Below are 20,159 nucleotides of genomic sequence, written 5' to 3' on the forward strand. Positions count from 1 at the left end.
TGAGTGTTCCTCCTCTCAGAATCCGAGTGAATTATGCGTTGTTGATGCCGAGTTCGCGTTCACGAAGAACGGTTTTCGCGCGTGCAATCGACTTGCGCACTTCACGGATACGAGCAGGGTTCTCAAGCTGACCAGTCGCGAGTTGGAAACGAAGGTTGAACAACTCTTCTTTCCACGAACCGACTTTACCGTTAAGCTCTTCAGTTGTTTGCTGACGGAGATCAGTTGCTTTCATTCGTATCACCACCATTTTCTTCACGTTTTACGAACTTACATTTTACTGGAAGTTTGTGTGATGCAAGACGGAGAGCTTCGCGTGCGATCTCTTCCGATACTCCTGCGATTTCGAACATTACTTTACCCGGTTTGACGACTGCTACCCAGCCCTCCGGAGCACCTTTACCTGAACCCATTCGGACTTCAAGAGGTTTTTTAGTGTATGGCTTGTGTGGGAAGATCTTGATCCACACTTTACCACCACGTTTCATATAACGAGTCATCGCGATACGCGCTGATTCGATTTGACGGCTAGTGATCCAGCTAGCTTCTTGAGCTTGGATACCGAACTCGCCGAAGTGTACTGTAGTACCACGTTTCGCTTTACCACGCATGTTGCCGCGGTGAACACGACGATATTTTACACGTTTTGGTAACAACATGTTGTGTTGCCTCCTTCCCTAGACGGATGTGGATTATTCTTCGTTTGCTGCTGCTTTTTTCGTAGGAAGCACTTCACCGTGGTGGAGCCATACTTTTACGCCAATTTTGCCGTAAGTTGTATCAGCTTCTGCAGTACCGTAATCGATGTCTGCACGGAGTGTATGAAGTGGAACTGTTCCTTCCGAATACTTCTCAGAACGAGCGATATCAGCGCCACCAAGACGACCAGAAACTTCAGTCTTGATTCCTTTGATACCAGAACGCATTGAGCGTTGGATTGATTGCTTCATAGCACGACGGAACGATACGCGACCTTCAAGTTGGCGAGCGATGTTCTCAGCGACGAGCTTAGCAACTGCATCCGGGTTTTTCACTTCAACGACGTTAACGTGAACGCGTTTGCCTTTTGCAAGGTTAGTGATGTCTTTACGAAGTGTTTCGATTTCAGAACCGCCTTTACCGATAACCATACCAGGCTTAGCAGTGTGAAGTGAGATGTTCAAGCGGTTAGCTGCGCGCTCGATTTCTACTTTAGAGACACTAGCGTCTTTAAGACGTTTTTCGATATATTCACGAACTACGTAGTCTTCATGAAGGAGATCAGCATAGTCTTTATCTGCGAACCAACGTGATTCCCAGTCTTTGATGATACCTACGCGAAGACCAGTTGGGTTAATCTTCTGACCCACGGTAATCCCTCCTTATTTTTCAGATACCACGATGTGAACGTGGCTCGTACGTTTGTTGATGCGGCTTGCGCGACCCATTGCACGTGGGCGGAAACGTTTGAGCGTTGGACCTTCGTTTACGTAAGCCTCAGTGACTACGAGGTTTTCGATGTTCATGTCGAAGTTGTGCTCAGCGTTCGCGATTGCCGATTTCAATACTTTCTCAACGATTGGCGTTGCTGCCTTGTTCGTGTAAGCAAGAATCGAAAGTGCTTCGCCGATTTGCTTCCCGCGGATTAAGTCTACTACGAGACGTGCCTTACGAGGAGCAATGCGAACCATATTAGCCGATGCTTTTGATTGCATAATGAGTACCTCCCCTCAGATTAACGTTTCGTTTTCTTATCGTTTCCAGCATGTCCTTTGTAAGAACGTGTTGGAGCGAATTCACCAAGTTTGTGACCGACCATATCTTCTGTCACGTAAACCGGTACGTGTTTACGACCATCGTAGACAGCGATCGTGTGACCGATGAACTCTGGGAAGATTGTCGAGCGGCGTGACCAAGTTTTGATGACATGTTTGTCACCAGCTTCGTTGGCTTTATCAACCTTAGCGAGCAGATGGTGATCTGCGAATGGACCTTTTTTCAAGCTGCGACCCATAGTTGTACCTCCCTTTGGCATGATTCAGGAACGGTTCCTACGAACCGTCCAGAAATCATGTAATTATTTTTTAGAACGACGGACGATATATTTATCGCTCGCTTTGTTTTTCTTACGAGTTTTGTATCCGAGTGCCGGTTTACCCCAAGGAGTAAGTGGGCCCGAACGACCGATTGGAGCACGTCCTTCACCACCACCGTGTGGGTGATCGACTGGGTTCATGACAGAACCACGAACTGTAGGACGTTTTCCGAGCCAGCGTGAACGACCAGCTTTACCGATATTGACGAGCTCGTGCTCTTCATTACCGACAGCGCCGACTGTTGCACGGCAAGTAGCAAGGATCATACGAGTTTCGCCTGATTGAAGACGAACGATCGCGTATTTACCATCTTTACCGAGAAGCTGAGCAGAAGTACCAGCTGCGCGAACGAGCTGACCACCTTTACCTGGCTTAAGTTCGATGTTGTGGATCAACGTACCGACTGGGATGTTTGAAAGTGGAAGAGCATTACCGACTTTAATGTCAGCTTCTGGTCCAGCCATGACTTGCATGTCTACTTTCAAGCCTTTCGGTGCGAGGATATAGCGTTTTTCACCATCGATGTAGTGGATCAATGCGATGTTAGCAGAGCGGTTTGGATCGTACTCAATTGTAGCGACACGACCAGCGATGCCATCCTTGTTCCGTTTGAAGTCGATGATACGATATTTACGTTTGTGTCCGCCACCTTGGTGACGTACTGTCAAGCGACCTTGGTTGTTACGTCCGCCCTTTTTCGAAAGCTTTTCAGTTAACGATTTTTCAGGACGTGAAGCCGTAATCTCAGCAAAGTCAAGTGCAGTCATATTACGACGACCGTTAGTGGTCGGTTTAAACTTTTTAATTCCCATCGAGAGTTCCCTCCTTTTCTACAGAGTTCCGATTAACCGAGGTAATCGAGTTCTTTGCTATCTGCAGTAAGCGTGACGACCGCTTTTTTGCGGCGTGCTGTGTAACCAGCGTGACGACCTACGCGTTTTGCTTTTGGTTTTGAGATCAATGTGTTGACTTTGTCAACTTTCACTCCGAAGATCGCTTCAACTGCATCTTTGATTTGAGTCTTAGATGCCTTCACGTCTACTTCGAATGTGTACTTTTTCTCAGCCATTTGGTTTACTGAACGTTCAGTAATGACAGGACGTTTGATAATGTCGTGTGTGTGTGCCATTATGCAAGCACCTCCTCTACTCTCGCAACAGCGTCCTTCGTAATGATGACTTTGTCATGAGCGACAAGATCAAGGACGTTTACACCTGCAGCGTCAACGACTGTGACACCCGGGATGTTGCGTGTTGAAAGAACGACTGACTCGTTGTAATCAGCAGTAACGACGAGAACTTTACGTTCGATTGAAAGAGCAGCGAATACTGCGATCATGTCCTTAGTTTTAGGAGCATCGATTGTCAATCCTTCAAGAACGATGAACTCGTTGTTAGCGACTTTCGAAGAAAGTGCTGAACGAAGTGCGAGACGACGAACCTTTTTAGGAAGTTTGTAAGCGTACGAACGTGGTGTTGGACCGAAGACTGTTCCACCGCCAACCCATTGTGGCGAACGGATCGAACCTTGGCGTGCACGACCAGTACCTTTTTGTTTCCATGGTTTACGGCCGCCACCGCGAACTTCCGAGCGACCTTTTGTATCATGTGTACCTTGGCGACGTGAAGCTTGTTGCATGACGATTGCATCGTATACGACTGCTTCATTTGGCTCGATTCCGAAAACGGCATCTGCGAGCTCGATGTCTCCAACTTGTGTACCTGTTTGGTTAAGCAAAGCTACTTTAGGCATTCGTTATTCCTCCTTTCCTTGCAAACGGATTAGTTGCCTTTAACCGCAGTTTTGATGACAACTTGGCTCTTACGTGCGCCTGGGATAGCACCCTTGACGAGGAGTAAGCCGCGTTCTGCATCAACTTTTACGATTTCAAGGTTTTGAACAGTGATTTGCTCTCCACCCATGCGTCCAGGGAGCAATTTCCCTTTGAATACACGGTTAGGAGCAACAGGACCCATTGAACCTGGGCGACGGTGGTAACGCGAACCGTGAGCCATTGGACCACGTGATTGGTTGTGACGCTTGATTGCACCAGCGAAACCTTTACCTTTCGACGTACCTGTTACATCAACCATTTCGCCTGCAGCGAAAGTATCTGCTTTAATCTCTTGACCGATTTCGAAATCTGCTACTGATGTACGGATTTCTTTAATGAAGCGCTTAGGTGTCGCGTTTGCTTTCGCAGCGTGACCTTTTTGCGGTTTGTTTTGACGACCTTCTTTGATATCACCAAAGCCGAGTTGAACTGCTTCGTAACCGTCAACTTCCGTTGTTTTCAATTGAAGAACAACGTTACCTTCGACTGAAACGACAGTAACAGGGACGACTTCGCCTGACTCGTTGAAGATTTGTGTCATACCGAGTTTAGTTCCTAAGATTCCTTTAGCCATGAGATACACCTCCTAATATTGAATGATTTTGATCTTCTGGCTAGTATCAACTATCTATAGAAGAAAAATTAAAGTTTGATTTCGATGTCAACGCCCGATGGAAGTTCGAGACGCATAAGCGCATCAACAGTTTTCGGTGTTGGGTTAACGATGTCGATCAAACGTTTGTGTGTACGCATTTCGAACTGCTCACGAGCATCTTTGTACTTGTGAACGGCACGAAGTACTGTGTAGACCGCTTTCTCCGTTGGGAGTGGGATCGGACCAGATACAGTAGCACCTGAACGTTTTGCTGTGTCGACAATCTTCTCAGCCGATTGATCAAGCACGCGGTGATCGTATGCTTTCAAACGGATCCGAATTTTTTCATTTGCCATGTTATTTCCCTCCTTTTCGCCTATTTCGTAAATAGACATTCTCCGCGGAAATTTCCACACTAGCCATGGCAATGCCGCCTGGTGTGTCATAACCTCCCGCTTCATCGCGTTGTGTTTGTGACCAACATATTCTATCATACTGAATCACCAGCAAGAATGCAAGCACTAATAAAAATAGAATATGTATTCAAGTCTCTCACCACTCGCACAAACACTTTCCTCAGTATATAAGATGTCAGACCATGTTGCAAGACTGTTTTCAAAGAAATGAAAAAAGGTCTTCCGCCACGGGAGACGGAAGACCTTTGTCTTAAAAATTACTCAACGATTTCTGTAACTGATCCAGCGCCTACTGTACGGCCACCTTCACGGATTGAGAAACGAGTTTCTTTTTCAAGAGCGATTGGTGCGATGAGTTCAACAGTCATTTCGATGTTGTCCCCAGGCATAACCATTTCAGTACCTTCTGGAAGTTGAACCATACCAGTTACGTCAGTTGTACGGAAGTAGAACTGCGGGCGGTAGTTCGCGAAGAATGGCGTGTGACGGCCACCCTCTTCTTTAGAAAGAACGTAAACTTGCGCTTTGAACTTTTTGTGTGGTGTGATTGTGTTTGGTTTCGCGAGAACTTGTCCACGCTCGATGTCGTCACGTGATACACCACGGAGAAGAGCACCGATGTTGTCGCCAGCTTCAGCATAGTCAAGAAGCTTACGGAACATCTCTACACCAGTACATACTGATTTTTTAGTTTCTTCGTGAAGACCAACGATTTCGATCTCGTCGTTGACTTTAAGAACTCCACGCTCAACGCGGCCAGTAGCAACTGTACCACGACCAGTGATTGAGAAGACATCCTCAACTGGCATCATGAAGTCTTTTTCAGTGTCACGAGTTGGTTCTGGGATGTACTCATCGACAGCTGCCATGAGTTCCATGATTTTTTCTTCCCATTTAGCTTCGCCGTTAAGCGCGCCAAGAGCAGAACCTTGGATAACTGGGAGGTCATCACCTGGGAAGTCATACTCAGAAAGAAGTTCACGGATTTCCATTTCGACGAGCTCAAGAAGCTCTTCGTCGTCAACCATGTCAACTTTGTTCATGAATACTACGATGAAAGGAACACCTACTTGACGTGAAAGCAAGATGTGCTCACGTGTTTGTGGCATTGGACCATCTGTTGCAGAAACAACGAGGATCGCGCCGTCCATTTGTGCAGCACCAGTGATCATGTTTTTAACATAGTCAGCGTGACCTGGGCAGTCAACGTGTGCATAGTGGCGTTTTTCTGTTTCGTACTCGATGTGAGCTGTTGCGATTGTGATACCGCGCTCGCGCTCTTCTGGAGCACCATCGATTTGGTCAAACTTAGTTGCAGCTTTACCTTGTGATTTTGCAAGTACAGCTGAGATAGCTGCTGTCAAAGTTGTTTTACCGTGGTCGACGTGGCCGATTGTACCAACGTTAACGTGCGGTTTAGAACGGTCGAATTTTTCCTTACCCATTCTGAATTCCTCCTCTATGTGTCTAATAATTTTTTATAACTAGGAAGGTGAGTCGTAAGATAACGTACACCTTCCTTAGCTTACACTAATCATAAAAGCGTGACAACCTGTGAAGGATTAGCCGTTTGCTTTTTTGATGATTTCTTCTGCAACTGATTTCGGTACTTCTTCGTAGTGATCGAAGTGCATCGAGTACGTTCCGCGACCTTGTGTGCGTGAACGAAGACCAGTAGCGTATCCGAACATTTCAGAAAGTGGAATCATTGAACGGACAACTTGAGCGTTACCGCGTGCTTCCATACCTTCTACGCGACCACGGCGTGATGTAACATCACCCATGATGTCTCCCATGTATTCGTCTGGGATGACGATTTCAACTTTCATCATTGGCTCAAGGATAACAGCTCCGCTCTTATCTTTAAGTTGTTTGACTGCCATTGAAGCCGCAACTTTAAATGCCATCTCGTTTGAGTCGACATCGTGGTACGATCCGAAGACGAGTGAAGCTTTTACGTCAACGACCGGGTAACCAGCAAGGATACCGTTTTGAAGTGCTTCTTCGATTCCGTTCTCAACCGCTGGGATGTATTCACGTGGAACAACACCACCGACGATTTTGTTGTTGAACTCGAAGCCAGCGCCTTCTTCGTTCGGCTCGAATTCTACGACGACGTGACCATACTGACCACGACCACCAGATTGACGAGCGAACTTCGAATCGATCTTCGCCGCTTGGCGGATCGTTTCACGGTAAGCTACTTGTGGAGCACCAACGTTTGCTTCGACTTTGAACTCGCGACGCATACGGTCAACGATGATGTCGAGGTGAAGCTCACCCATACCTGAGATGATCGTTTGACCAGTCTCTGGGTTTGTTTCAGTGCGGAACGTTGGATCCTCTTCAGCAAGCTTAGCGAGGGCTTGACCCATTTTATCTTGGTCAGCTTTCGTTTTTGGTTCGATAGCGACCGAGATAACTGGTTCTGGGAATGTCATTGATTCGAGAACGACGTTGTCTTTCTCTGCACAAAGCGTATCTCCAGTAGTTGTATCTTTCAAACCTACAGCTGCAGCGATGTCACCCGCGTATACCATCGGGATCTCTTCACGGCTGTTTGCGTGCATTTGAAGGATACGTCCAAGACGCTCACGTTTGCCTTTTGTTGAGTTTTTAACGTACGATCCTGCCGAAGCTGTACCAGAGTACACACGGAAGAATGTCAATTTACCGACGTAAGGGTCAGTCATGACTTTGAACGCGAGTGCAGAGAATGGTGCTTCGTCCGAAGACTCACGCACGATTTCTTCATCCGTATCCATGTCGATACCTGAGATCGCTTTTACGTCGATTGGTGATGGGAGGTAATCGAGAACTGCGTCAAGCATAAGCTGAACACCTTTGTTCTTGAATGCCGAACCTACGAGTACAGGATAGAAGTCAACTGTCAGAGTTGCTTTACGGATAGCCGCTTTCAACTCGTCGATTGTGATTTCTTCACCCTCGAGGTATTTCATCATCAATTCTTCTTCGTAATCCGCAACTGCTTCGATCAATGATCCACGGAGTTCTTCAGCTTGATCAGCGAGATCAGCTGGGAAACCGTCAGTCACTTCGATGTCAGTTCCAAGATCGTTACCGTACATGTATGTTTTCTGTTCGACGAGGTCGATGATTCCTTTGAATTCATCTTCCGCACCGATTGGAATTTGGATCGCGTGTGCGTTCGCTTGGAGGCGTTCGCGAAGCGTTCCGACCGAGTACAAGAAGTCTGCACCGATTTTATCCATTTTGTTAACGAAAACGATACGTGGTACGCCGTAAGTTGTAGCTTGGCGCCATACTGTCTCAGTTTGTGGCTCAACACCAGACTGAGCGTCAAGTACTGCTACCGCACCATCAAGTACGCGAAGTGAACGTTCAACCTCAACTGTGAAGTCTACGTGTCCAGGTGTATCGATGATGTTTACGCGGTTACCTTTCCATTGAGCAGTTGTTGCTGCCGATGTAATCGTGATCCCACGCTCTTGCTCTTGCTCCATCCAGTCCATTTGTGAAGCACCTTCGTGCGTTTCACCAATCTTGTGGATACGACCCGTGTAATACAGGATACGCTCAGTCGTTGTTGTTTTACCAGCATCGATGTGAGCCATGATCCCGATGTTACGAGTGTTCTTAAGGGAGAATTCTCTTGCCATCTTTAAACATTCTCCTTTCGCATTTTAGTTTAGTGGTCGTGTGTTGCCACACGTCATGACTATACCCGAAAGCCACCTCATAATTCCATTAAAAATGGCATGCATGAGGTGGTGATTTTCGGAATTACCAGCGGTAGTGAGCAAACGCTTTGTTCGCTTCCGCCATTTTGTGCATATCTTCGCGCTTCTTAACAGAAGCACCAGTGTTGTTTGCAGCGTCCATGATTTCGTTAGCAAGGCGCGCATCCATAGTTTTTTCGTTACGGAGACGTGAGTAGTTCACGAGGTAACGAAGTGCGAGTGTCGTACGACGCTCTGGGCGAACTTCGACAGGAACTTGATAGTTAGCTCCACCTACACGGCGTGCTTTAACTTCAAGAACTGGCATGATGTTGTTCATCGCTTCTTCAAAGACTTCCATTGCATCGCGACCTGAACGTTCAGCGATAGTTTCGAAAGCTTTGTATAAGATTTGTTGAGCAGTACCTTTTTTACCATCTAACATAAGACGGTTGATAAGGCGGGTAACGAGTTTAGAGTTGTAGATCGGATCAGCCATTACATCACGACGTTCTGCTTGACCTTTACGTGGCATTCCGAGTCCCTCCTTTCATATAGTGAGGTGATATCTTAAGATATCTAGATTATTTTTTAACTTTAGGACGTTTAGTACCGTATTTCGAACGACCTTGCATACGGCCGTCAACACCAGCTGTATCAAGTGCACCACGAACGATGTGGTAACGTACCCCTGGTAAGTCTTTTACACGGCCGCCGCGGATAAGAACAACACTGTGCTCTTGAAGGTTGTGGCCGATACCTGGGATGTAAGCTGTTACTTCCATTGTGTTCGTCAAACGTACACGTGCGTATTTACGAAGAGCCGAGTTCGGTTTCTTCGGAGTCATTGTACCTACACGAGTACAAACACCACGTTTTTGTGGTGAGCTGATGTCAGTACGAGCTTTAATGAAGCTGTTGTACCCTTTGTTCAGCGCTGGCGAATCTGATTTCACAACTTTTGATTGACGTCCTTTACGGACTAATTGGTTGATAGTAGGCATCTTTGAGATCCTCCCTTCCTGAATTCATGACAAATTTCAAAACCACCGAGCCGGGTGGTTCATCGAAAGTCATAATGAAACGTTTTGCGTGGCTCAGGCATTCCATCGCCACACAAAACGCATTATCAAACTTTCTTAATGGCAACAGCTGTTGCTGCGACATCGATTCCACAAGCTTTTCCAAGCTCTTGCTTAGAAGGAACATTCACGACTGGAACGTTAGCTTGTTTCGCCGCATCGAGCAATGCTTGTTTTACGTGTTCATCTGCGTCATCCGCAATGATCACTTCCGACGCCTTGCCAGATCGCAATGCTTTGAGCGTTTGCTTTTGACCGACAAACTTCAAATCTGCGCCGACTACTTTTTTGTAAGACATGAAGATATCCTCCAAAATAACACAGCCGGTTGGCAACACTATATCATAGTAGCACCGCCATACCGGCGTGTCAAGGCGTTTTATTCTACCGGAGAATCGGCTTCTACAGGTGCTTCGCCAGCTACTTCGAGATCGATCTGACGGTAACGTGACATCCCAGTACCAGCTGGAACCAACTTACCGATGATGACGTTCTCTTTCAAGCCGCGAAGGTAGTCGCTCTTCCCTTTAATCGCTGCATCCGTAAGGACACGAGTCGTTTCTTGGAACGACGCAGCCGATAGGAATGAATCTGTTTCAAGTGACGCTTTCGTGATACCGAGAAGAACTGGTTTCGCCGAAGCGAGAGCTTTCCCGTTACGGAGCGCTTCTTTACAAGCTTCCTTGAACGTGCTGATATCGACGAGCGAACCTGGTAAGAGTGAAGTCTCACCAGACTCGATGACACGTACGCGACGGATCATTTGGCGAACCATGACCTCGACGTGTTTGTCACCGATCTCAACCCCTTGCATCCGGTATACTTTTTGAACTTCTTGAAGCAAGTAGTTCTGAACGCCGGATACACCTTTAACGTTCAAGAGTTCTTTCGGATCGATCGAACCTTCCGTGAAGACTTGACCGGCTTTGACCTCGTCCCCAAGCTGAACACGTAGACGCGAACCGAATGGGATCGTGTATGTGCGTGTTTCGCTGAGTCCTTGGACCGTCAATTCACGTTTGTCACGCGATTCCGTGAAGTCGATGACTTGACCATCGATTTCCGAGATAACCGCTTGACCTTTCGGGTTACGCGCTTCGAACAACTCTTGGATACGCGGAAGACCTTGTGTGATATCGTCTCCGGCAACCCCACCTGTGTGGAAGGTACGCATCGTAAGCTGCGTTCCTGGCTCACCGATTGATTGTGCCGCGATGATACCGACAGCTTCGCCGACTTCGACGTCGTTGCCTGTTGCCAAGTTGCGTCCGTAACATTTCTTACAGACACCATGGCTTGTGTTACATGTGAAGGCAGTACGGATCTCGACGTTGTCGACACCAGCGTCAGTGATGACACGTGCGATGTCTTCATCGATGAGTTCGTTCGTCGAAACGAGGACTTCTCCTGTTTCGGGGTGAACGACGTTTTCGAATGCAGTACGGCCGACGAGGCGGTCGTAGAGGCTTTCGATCTCTTCCGTTCCTTCACGGAGTGCTGTGACGCGGATACCACGATCCGTTCCACAATCATCTTCACGGATGATGACGTCTTGAGCAACGTCAACGAGACGACGAGTCAGGTAACCCGAGTCAGCCGTTTTCAAGGCTGTATCGGCAAGACCTTTACGTGCACCGTGTGTCGAGATGAAGTATTCCTGTACCGTTAGACCCTCACGGAACGATGATTTGATCGGGAGCTCGATGATCCGTCCACTTGGAGCGGCCATGAGTCCACGCATACCAGCGAGCTGCGTGAAGTTCGACGCGTTACCACGGGCACCGGAGTCACTCATCATGAAGATCGGGTTGAGACGGTTGAGGGATTTCATCAGACGAGACTGAATTTCATCCTTCGCATCATTCCACGATTTAACGACGCGCTCATAGCGCTCGTCTTCTGTGATGAGACCACGACGGTACGATTTCATGACGCGGTCGACATTGTCCTGGGCTTCAACAAGAATCTCTTGTTTATCCGGAAGAACGATGATGTCCGCGATCCCTACCGTGATACCGGCACGAGTCGAGTGTTTGAATCCGAGGTTTTTCATGCGGTCGAGCATGCGGCTTGTTTCTGTCGTCTCAAACCGTTTGAAGACTTCCGCGATGACATTTCCAAGGAATCCTTTTTTGAACGGGTCGATGATCGGACGGTTCTTCAGTTCTGCCGCGACATCTGTTCCTTTTTCAAGGAAGTACTTGTCTGGCGTCGCTTCTTGAAGGTTCGTCATCGTTGGTTCGTTCAAGTAAGGGAACGTCGTTGGGAGGATCTCGTTGAAGATCAACTTACCGACTGTTGTAATCAATAATTTCTCGTTTTGCTCTTCCGTGAATGTCGGGTTCTTGAGAACGCCGGCTGGAATCGCAACACGTGTATGGAAGTGCGCATAACCGTTTTGATAAGCGATGAGCGCTTCATTCACTGTCGAGAAGATTTTACCTTCGCCGATCGCATTTTCGCGCTCGAGCGTGAGGTAGTAGTTACCGAGGACCATATCCTGCGATGGTGTAACAACAGGTTTACCGTCTTTCGGGTTCAAGATGTTTTGTGCAGCGAGCATGAGAAGACGCGCTTCTGCTTGTGCTTCTGCCGAAAGTGGTACGTGAACCGCCATTTGGTCACCATCGAAATCGGCGTTATATGCCGTACATACGAGTGGGTGAAGGCGAATCGCGCGTCCTTCGACGAGCGTTGGTTCGAACGCCTGGATACCGAGACGGTGAAGTGTCGGTGCACGGTTCAAGAGAACCGGATGCTCACGGATGACTTCTTCAAGAACATCCCAGATTTCAGGTTGAACGCGCTCGATTTTCCGTTTCGCACTCTTGATGTTCGGTGCGATGCCACGAGAGACAAGTTCTTTCATGACGAACGGTTTGAAGAGTTCAAGGGCCATTTCTTTTGGAAGACCACATTGATACATCTTCAGATTCGGACCAACGACGATAACCGAACGACCAGAATAGTCGACACGTTTACCGAGCAAGTTTTGACGGAAACGTCCTTGTTTCCCTTTCAACATGTGTGAAAGTGATTTAAGTGGACGGTTACCTGGTCCTGTGACTGGACGACCACGACGACCGTTATCGATCAAGGCATCGACTGCTTCTTGAAGCATCCGTTTTTCATTCTGAACGATGATGTTCGGAGCGCCAAGGTCAAGAAGACGCTTGAGACGGTTGTTACGGTTGATGACGCGGCGGTACAAGTCGTTCAAGTCAGACGTCGCGAAACGTCCGCCATCGAGTTGAACCATCGGACGAAGTTCCGGTGGGATGACTGGAAGTACTTCAAGCACCATCCATTCTGGATTGTTGCCTGAGTTACGGAAAGCATCGAGAACTTCAAGACGTTTGATCGCACGCGTACGACGTTGTCCTTGAATCATACGAAGTTCTTCACGTAATGCAGCGACTTCTTTATCGAGTTCCACGTCACGGAGCAATTTACGAACTGCTTCCGCACCCATTTCAGCAGTAAACGAACGACCGAACTTCTCACGATAGGCACGGTATTCTTTCTCTGAAAGGAGTTGTTTCTTCTCAAGTGTCGATTCGCCTGGATCTGTTACGACGTACGACGCGAAGTAGATGATCTCTTCTAACGCACGTGGTGACATGTCGAGGACGAGTCCCATACGGCTAGGAATTCCTTTGAAGTACCAGATGTGCGAAACCGGTGCTGCGAGCTCGATGTGACCCATGCGCTCCCGACGGACTTTCGACTTCGTGACTTCAACGCCACAGCGATCACAAATGATTCCTTTATAGCGGATCCGTTTGTATTTACCACAGTAACATTCCCAGTCTTTTGTTGGACCAAAAATACGTTCACAGAACAAACCATCTTTCTCCGGTTTGAGTGTACGATAGTTGATCGTCTCCGGCTTTTTCACTTCCCCGAAAGACCATGAACGGATCTTTTCGGGGGAAGCGAGGCCGATTTGCATATATTCAAATCTATTAACATCTACCAAGGGGTGGACCTCCCTTTCGCTTATTCCTCTTCAGTAACAACTGGTGCGACAGGCGCTTGAACTTCTTCGAGTGCTGGAGTCGCGTTCGGGATATTGTCCTCGTCTTCGTCACGCATTTCGATCTCTTCATCATCAGCAGACATCATCTTAACGTCCATACCGAGGGATTGAAGCTCTTTAATGAGGACTCGGAACGATTCCGGTACGCCCGGTTGTGGTACATTCTCACCTTTGACGATTGCTTCGTACGCTTTGACACGACCGATCGTATCATCCGACTTGATTGTAAGGATTTCTTGGAGCGTGTAGGCTGCGCCGTATGCTTCAAGTGCCCATACTTCCATCTCACCGAAACGCTGACCACCGAACTGGGCTTTACCACCAAGCGGTTGTTGTGTAACGAGTGAGTATGGTCCTGTCGAACGTGCGTGAAGTTTATCATCGACCATGTGAGCAAGTTTAATCATATACATGACACCGACAGAGATACGGTTATCGAACGCTTCACCCGAACGACCATCATAAAGGACAGTCTTCGCGTCGCGATCCATACCTGCTTCTTCAATCGTTGCCCAAACATCTTCCTCACGCGCACCATCGAATACTGGTGATGCGACTTTAATGCCGAGTTGACGTGCTGCCATCCCGAGGTGAAGCTCGAGCAACTGCCCGATGTTCATCCGTGATGGAACCCCAAGTGGGTTCAACATGATGTCAATTGGCGTACCGTCTGGCATGTACGGCATGTCTTCTTCTGGAAGGATACGTGAGATAACACCTTTGTTACCGTGACGACCCGCCATTTTATCACCCTCGTGAATCTTACGCTTCTGAACGATGTAAGCACGGATCAACTGGTTGACACCAGGTGAGAGCTCGTCCCCATTATCGCGGTCGAAGATTTTGACGTCGAGAATGATTCCATCACCACCGTGTGGAACACGGAGAGATGTATCACGGACTTCACGTGCTTTTTCACCGAAGATTGCATGAAGAAGACGTTCTTCCGCTGTCAATTCCGTTACACCCTTCGGCGTAACTTTACCGACGAGGATATCGCCGTCCTTGACTTCCGCACCGACGCGAATGATTCCGCGATCGTCGAGGTTTTTCAAGGCATCATCACCGACGTTCGGAATATCACGTGTGATTTCTTCCGGTCCGAGTTTCGTATCACGCGACTCACATTCGTATTCTTCGATGTGGATCGATGTGTAGACGTCGTCTTTGACAAGACGTTCACTCATGATGACAGCATCCTCATAGTTGTAACCATCCCATGTCATGAAACCGACGAGTACGTTACGACCAAGCGCAAGTTCCCCACCGTCCATCGATGGACCATCTGCAAGGATCTCGCCTTTATCGACTGGGTCGCCTGCTTTGATGATTGGTTTTTGGTTATAACACGTTCCTTGGTTAGAACGGATGAATTTTTGAATCTTGTAACGGTCGAGTTCACCTTCGACGATGTTGCCATCGACTTCCGTCGTACGACGGACAAGGATTTCACGCGCCGTAACGCGCTCAGCGATCCCTGCGTGCTTCGCAACAACAGCGGCTCCTGAGTCTTTTGCAGACACGTACTCCATACCTGTACCGACAATCGGAGATTCCGGGTTCAGAAGTGGGACGGCCTGACGTTGCATGTTCGCTCCCATGAGGGCACGGTTCGAGTCATCGTTCTCAAGGAACGGGATACAAGCCGTTGCGGCAGATACAACCTGCTTCGGTGAAACGTCCATATAATCGACACGTGCTGGTTCAACAGACAAGTTTTGTCCACGGAAACGTGAAAGGACGTGTGAATCTTGGAACGTCTTCTCTTCCGTCAACAACATGTTTGCCTGTGCGACGACGTAAAGATCCTCTTCGTCTGCAGTCATGTAATGGATTTCATCTGTGACGACGCCCGTTTCCGGATCGACACGACGATATGGTGCTTCGATGAAGCCGTACTCATTGACCTTCGCGTACGAAGACAACGAGTTGATCAAACCGATGTTTGGTCCCTCTGGCGTTTCGATCGGACACATACGGGAATAGTGCGAGTAGTGTACGTCACGAACTTCGAAACCAGCGCGCTCACGTGTCAAACCACCGGGTCCGAGTGCTGAAAGACGACGTTTGTGCGTCAATTCTGCAAGCGGGTTCGTTTGGTCCATGAACTGAGACAACTGCGAGCTACCGAAGAACTCTTTAATCGATGCGATAACTGGACGAATGTTGATCAATGCCTGTGGCGTGATCGCATTCTGATCCTGAATCGACATCCGTTCTTTAACGACACGTTCCATCCGCGAGAGACCGATCCGGAATTGATTCTGGAGCAGCTCACCGACTGAACGGAGACGACGGTTACCGAGGTGATCGATATCGTCTGTCGTACCGACTTCATGCAACAAGTTGAAGAAGTAGTTGATCGCAGCAATCATGTCAGCAGGCGTGATGTGCTTGATGTCACGATCGATGTTACCGTTACCGATGATATTGATGATGCGTTCACCTTCAGCATCGTCCGGTGCGAACACCTTGATTGACTGTAAGTTGAAAGCCTCACCCTGCGTCACGCCGCCTGTAGGCGTCGCTTCGATATAACCAACGGATCCTTCGAGGAATGGAAGGACTTTATCGAGCATACGACGATCAAGGACCGTTCCTGCTTCCGCGATGACTTCACCTGTCTCTGGGTCAACGAGCGTTTCCGCAAGTTTCTGACCGAAAAGACGGTTCTTAAGATGAAGCTTTTTATTGATTTTATAACGACCAACGTTTGCCAAATCATAACGTTTCGGGTCAAAGAAGCGCGACACGAGTAACGCTTTTGCGTTTTCGACTGTCGGCGGCTCTCCCGGACGTAGACGCTCATAAATCTCGATGAGGGCTTTTTCCGTTGATTCCGTATTATCTTTTTCAAGTGAATTCCGGAGGTACTCATCATCACCGAGAAGATCGATGATTTCCTGATCCGTACCGAAACCAAGAGCACGTAAAAGAACCGTTACTGGAATCTTACGCGTGCGATCAATGCGAACATAAACGATGTCTTTCGCGTCTGTCTCGAGCTCGAGCCATGCACCACGGTTTGGGATGACTGTCGCGGAGAACCCACGCTTACCGTTCTTATCTAACTTATTGTTGTAATAAACACTTGGCGAACGAACAAGCTGCGAAACGATTACGCGTTCCGCTCCATTGATGATGAATGTTCCCGACTCCGTCATAAGCGGGAAGTCACCCATGAAGACTTCTTGTTCTTTCAATTCACCCGTCTCTTTATTTTGAAGACGGACTTTAACGCGTAGTGGTGCCGAATAGGTCACGTCGCGCTCTTTCGATTCATCGATCGAATACTTCGGCTCTCCGAGCGAGTAGTCGATGAATTCTAATACGAGATTCCCTGTGAAATCGGAAATCGGCGAAATGTCATGAAACATTTCACGAAGACCTTCCCGCAGGAACCACTCATACGAATTCGTTTGAATCTCGATTAAGTTTGGAAGTTCCAATACTTCGCTGATACGTGCATAGCTTCTTCTCTGACGGTGACGACCGTACTGAACAAGTTGACCAGTCAACTGATTCACCTCTCAGACCCACTTCTTCTTATAGAGAAGGACGGGTGTAATATCGAACATTGAAGCCATTTTTTTGATTGATAAGCGCAAAAAAGCGACGTCTTGTCTACTCAATCATCTGTAGTCGAGAACGCCAGCTGCTTTCAAACATCTTATCCAAAAATCACTCCAATGGCATTTTATAATACTATCATAGACACAACATGAGGTCAACGACAAATCCTTCGATTTGTCAAGACCGAATTGATTTAAATATCGAGTACCCTTTATCCCGGGTAACTGTCTCACACATACCGAATACTTCTTCCATCAACTTCTTCGCAGATGGTCCACCTTGTTTCTTTTGAATGACGACCCAAAGTTCGCCGCCAACGATGAGATGATCATATGCTTCTCGGAGAATACGATGAACGACCGTTTTTCCTGCCCGAATCGGTGGATTCGTCACGATCGCTGCGAATGTCGATTCGCCTACCCCATCATACCCGTCACTCACACCGGTCGTCACGGAAACACCGTTCGCGCGCGCATTGTCTGCCGCTAGTTCGAGCGCCCGTTCATTGACATCGATCAAGTGTGCCGGACGTCCTGTCGACTTCGAGAGCGCAATGCCCATCGGTCCATATCCACAGCCGACATCTAAAATGTCTCCAGCTACAGCCGGTTCCGTGAATGCCTCAATCAACAGACGTGAACCAAAATCGATTCCGTTCTTTGAAAAGACACCGTGATCCGATGTAAAGCGGAGCGTTTGACCACGCAGGACATATTCCCACGTCTTCGGATCTCGTTTCGATGAAGGGTCATTCGTATAATAATGATCCGCCATGTTTCCTTCCCCTCTCATGTAAAAGATGAAAACAAAAGAAGCTCGCAATGCGAGCTTCTCTTGTTTCTACGGAAGAAGAAAATTACTTAACTTCTACAGTAGCGCCAGCTTCTTCAAGCTTAGCTTTCATTGCTTCAGCGTCTTCTTTCGAAACGCCTTCTTTAACTGGTGCTGGAGTTCCGTCTACGAGAGCTTTCGCTTCTTTAAGACCGAGGCCTGTCAATTCGCGAACTGCTTTGATGACGTTGATTTTACCAGATCCAGCGTTAGTAAGGATAACGTCGAATTCAGTTTGCTCTTCAGCTGCTGCGCCTGCGCCAGCACCTGCAACTGCTACTGGAGCTGCTGCTGATACGCCGAATTCTTCTTCGATTGTTTTTACGAGTTCGTTAAGTTCAAGAACAGTCATGCCCTTGAGGTCTTCGATAAATTGCTCTTTGTTGAAAGCCATTATGGTTTTCCTCCTTTGATTTAGCCCACGTTGGGGTGTGAAAATTGTGTTGGTTGCCTATCCCGCTAAGCAGAAATTAAGCAGATTGTTCTTCTTTTTGCTCTGCGATTGCGTTCGTTGCCACCGCGAGTCCACGGATTGGCGCTTGAAGCACGCTGAGGAGCATCGAAAGGAGACCTTCGCGTGATGGAAGTTCCGCAAGGGCTTTGACATCTTCTACTGAAGTGACTTTGCCTTCGATGATACCACCTTTAAGTTCGAGAGCCTTGTGCGTTTTAGCGAAGTCGTTCAAGATCTTAGCTGGCGCGATAACGTCTTCATTGCTGAAGGCGATCGCACTAGGACCTGTGAAGACTTCATCAAGACCTTCGAGGTTGCTTTGAACTGCCGCGCGGCGGAGGAGACCGTTTTTGTAAACTTTGAATTCAACGCCCGCTTCGCGGAGTTGTTTACGAAGTTCAGTGACTTCTTCTACTGTGAGACCACGGTAGTCGACGACAACTGTTCCTGCGCTCGCTTGGAGTTTCTCAGCGATCTCAGATACGAGATCCGCTTTGACAGCGATAACTTTTTCGTTTGCCATTTCTGTTGCACCTCCTGGTAGATGAAATGTACCGGTGCGAGGGGCTGCTCGATTTCAAATAAAAAGCCTCCGTCTGCAAAGCAGAGGAGGCGTAATCGTCAAAAAGGATACCTGAACAAACAGGCTCTCTGAGCAAGAACACCTCGGAAGGATTTATGCCCATGTGAGCACCTTCTGTCTACGGTATGTCGAAATATATCAACGTTTTATACTGTAACAGCGTTCTTAGAACGTTGTCAAGTTCGTTTTAGACGAAATTATTTCGCGAAGTCAGCTGAAGATACTTTTACACCAGGACCCATTGTAGAAGCGATCGCGATGTTCTTAAGGTATACACCTTTAGCAGTAGCAGGCTTAACTTTTACGAGAGTTTCGATAACTGTGTTGATGTTCTCAACGAGTTTCTCGTTATCGAATGATTTTTTACCGACAGGAACGTGGATGTTACCTGATTTGTCGACACGGTACTCAACTTTACCAGCTTTGATATCGTTGATTGCTTTTGTGACGTCAAATGTAACTGTACCTGTTTTCGGGTTTGGCATGAGGCCTTTTGGTCCGAGAACGCGACCAAGTTTACCAACTTCACCCATCATGTCTGGTGTCGCAACGATAACATCGAAGTCGAACCATCCTTGTTGGATTTTGTTGATGTACTCAGCATCACCAGCGTAATCTGCTCCAGCAGCTTCCGCTTCTTTAAGTTTCTCACCTTTCGCGAAGACGAGGACTTTTTGTGTTTTACCAGTACCGTGTGGCAATACGACTGCTCCACGGATTTGTTGGTCTGCTTTCTTCGGATCTACTCCGAGACGAACAGCCAATTCGATAGTCTCATCGAATTTCGCAGTTGCAGATTTTTTAGTCAAATCTACAGCTTCTGCGAGTTCGTATGAAACCGTACGATCGATAAGCTTAGCAGCTTCTTTGTACTTCTTACCCATTTTAGGTTCCTCCTTTGTGGTTGTGCGGAAAATCCTCCCACATAATGAAAGGGTAGCAGGCTTCAAGAAACTATCCGCCTGCGACCCTCATC

General features: G+C 47.8%; 21 protein-coding genes and 1 other annotated feature. All 21 genes read right to left on the reverse strand.

The features are described from left to right. Nucleotides 1–31: 31 nt before the first annotated feature. Nucleotides 32–235, reverse strand: a complete 204-nt coding sequence (rpmC, locus tag B2U10_RS12805) for a 50S ribosomal protein L29 (protein ID WP_012369017.1) — start codon at nt 233–235, stop codon at nt 32–34. Beyond that, complete coding sequence (gene rplP / locus B2U10_RS12810; protein ID WP_012369016.1) at nt 222–659, reverse strand: 50S ribosomal protein L16; 438 nt, start codon at nt 657–659, stop codon at nt 222–224. The genes rpmC and rplP overlap by 14 nt, the downstream gene beginning before the upstream one ends. Before the next feature lie 33 nt (nt 660–692). Continuing rightward, the gene (gene rpsC / locus B2U10_RS12815) at nt 693–1,349 is read right to left on the reverse strand and encodes a 30S ribosomal protein S3 (RefSeq protein WP_023466633.1); all 657 of its coding nucleotides are present in this window, start codon (nt 1,347–1,349) and stop codon (nt 693–695) included. Nucleotides 1,350–1,361: 12 nt separating this feature from the next. Then, nucleotides 1,362–1,694, reverse strand: a complete 333-nt coding sequence (gene rplV / locus B2U10_RS12820; RefSeq protein ID WP_012369014.1) for a 50S ribosomal protein L22 — start codon at nt 1,692–1,694, stop codon at nt 1,362–1,364. A gap of 20 nt (nt 1,695–1,714) precedes the next feature. After that, nucleotides 1,715–1,993: a 30S ribosomal protein S19 gene (rpsS, locus tag B2U10_RS12825; protein WP_012369013.1), complete on the reverse strand. Its 279-nt coding sequence runs from the start codon at nt 1,991–1,993 to the stop codon at nt 1,715–1,717. A gap of 63 nt (nt 1,994–2,056) precedes the next feature. Further along, a complete protein-coding gene (gene rplB, locus B2U10_RS12830) occupies nt 2,057–2,887 on the reverse strand; it encodes a 50S ribosomal protein L2 (protein ID WP_023466632.1) in 831 nt (276 codons plus the stop codon). 32 nt (nt 2,888–2,919) lie between these two features. Further along, complete coding sequence (gene rplW, locus B2U10_RS12835) at nt 2,920–3,204, reverse strand: 50S ribosomal protein L23 (RefSeq protein ID WP_023466631.1); 285 nt, start codon at nt 3,202–3,204, stop codon at nt 2,920–2,922. Next, the gene (rplD, locus tag B2U10_RS12840; protein ID WP_023466630.1) at nt 3,204–3,827 is read right to left on the reverse strand and encodes a 50S ribosomal protein L4; all 624 of its coding nucleotides are present in this window, start codon (nt 3,825–3,827) and stop codon (nt 3,204–3,206) included. The genes rplW and rplD overlap by 1 nt, the downstream gene beginning before the upstream one ends. A gap of 29 nt (nt 3,828–3,856) precedes the next feature. After that, a complete protein-coding gene (rplC, locus tag B2U10_RS12845; RefSeq protein WP_023466629.1) occupies nt 3,857–4,483 on the reverse strand; it encodes a 50S ribosomal protein L3 in 627 nt (208 codons plus the stop codon). Nucleotides 4,484–4,551: 68 nt separating this feature from the next. Then, nucleotides 4,552–4,860, reverse strand: coding sequence for a 30S ribosomal protein S10 (gene rpsJ / locus B2U10_RS12850; RefSeq protein ID WP_029343090.1), 309 nt, complete (start codon nt 4,858–4,860; stop codon nt 4,552–4,554). Between the two features lie 317 nt (nt 4,861–5,177). Then, on the reverse strand, nt 5,178–6,365 hold the full coding sequence (gene tuf, locus B2U10_RS12855) for an elongation factor Tu (protein ID WP_035413159.1): 1,188 nt from the start codon (nt 6,363–6,365) through the stop codon (nt 5,178–5,180). Nucleotides 6,366–6,482: 117 nt separating this feature from the next. Further along, complete coding sequence (fusA, locus tag B2U10_RS12860; protein ID WP_035413156.1) at nt 6,483–8,561, reverse strand: elongation factor G; 2,079 nt, start codon at nt 8,559–8,561, stop codon at nt 6,483–6,485. Between the two features lie 124 nt (nt 8,562–8,685). Beyond that, on the reverse strand, nt 8,686–9,156 hold the full coding sequence (rpsG, locus tag B2U10_RS12865) for a 30S ribosomal protein S7 (protein ID WP_023466623.1): 471 nt from the start codon (nt 9,154–9,156) through the stop codon (nt 8,686–8,688). A gap of 49 nt (nt 9,157–9,205) precedes the next feature. Next, complete coding sequence (gene rpsL, locus B2U10_RS12870; protein WP_023466621.1) at nt 9,206–9,625, reverse strand: 30S ribosomal protein S12; 420 nt, start codon at nt 9,623–9,625, stop codon at nt 9,206–9,208. 125 nt (nt 9,626–9,750) lie between these two features. Further along, complete coding sequence (locus B2U10_RS12875) at nt 9,751–10,002, reverse strand: ribosomal L7Ae/L30e/S12e/Gadd45 family protein (RefSeq protein ID WP_023466620.1); 252 nt, start codon at nt 10,000–10,002, stop codon at nt 9,751–9,753. 80 nt (nt 10,003–10,082) lie between these two features. Then, entirely contained in the window at nt 10,083–13,682 is a 3,600-nt protein-coding gene (gene rpoC / locus B2U10_RS12880) for a DNA-directed RNA polymerase subunit beta' (RefSeq protein WP_035413153.1), read from the reverse strand. A 20-nt stretch (nt 13,683–13,702) separates the two neighbouring features. Continuing rightward, entirely contained in the window at nt 13,703–17,260 is a 3,558-nt protein-coding gene (gene rpoB, locus B2U10_RS12885) for a DNA-directed RNA polymerase subunit beta (RefSeq protein WP_035399374.1), read from the reverse strand. Between the two features lie 232 nt (nt 17,261–17,492). Further along, nucleotides 17,493–18,089, reverse strand: coding sequence for a class I SAM-dependent methyltransferase (locus tag B2U10_RS12890; RefSeq protein WP_035413150.1), 597 nt, complete (start codon nt 18,087–18,089; stop codon nt 17,493–17,495). An 82-nt stretch (nt 18,090–18,171) separates the two neighbouring features. Continuing rightward, nucleotides 18,172–18,540 carry a 50S ribosomal protein L7/L12 gene (gene rplL / locus B2U10_RS12895; RefSeq protein ID WP_023466613.1) on the reverse strand — a complete coding sequence of 123 codons (369 nt, stop codon included), beginning with the start codon at nt 18,538–18,540 and terminating at the stop codon, nt 18,172–18,174. Between the two features lie 76 nt (nt 18,541–18,616). After that, nucleotides 18,617–19,123 carry a 50S ribosomal protein L10 gene (gene rplJ / locus B2U10_RS12900; RefSeq protein ID WP_023466611.1) on the reverse strand — a complete coding sequence of 169 codons (507 nt, stop codon included), beginning with the start codon at nt 19,121–19,123 and terminating at the stop codon, nt 18,617–18,619. A 50-nt stretch (nt 19,124–19,173) separates the two neighbouring features. Then, nucleotides 19,174–19,325: a sequence feature (ribosomal protein L10 leader region), on the reverse strand. A gap of 55 nt (nt 19,326–19,380) precedes the next feature. Continuing rightward, the gene (gene rplA / locus B2U10_RS12905; protein WP_023466610.1) at nt 19,381–20,067 is read right to left on the reverse strand and encodes a 50S ribosomal protein L1; all 687 of its coding nucleotides are present in this window, start codon (nt 20,065–20,067) and stop codon (nt 19,381–19,383) included. Nucleotides 20,068–20,159: the final 92 nt, after the last annotated feature.

Source organism: Exiguobacterium sp. UBA7533 (assembly GCF_002479335.1).
Classification (GTDB): Bacteria; Bacillota; Bacilli; order Exiguobacteriales; family Exiguobacteriaceae; genus Exiguobacterium_A.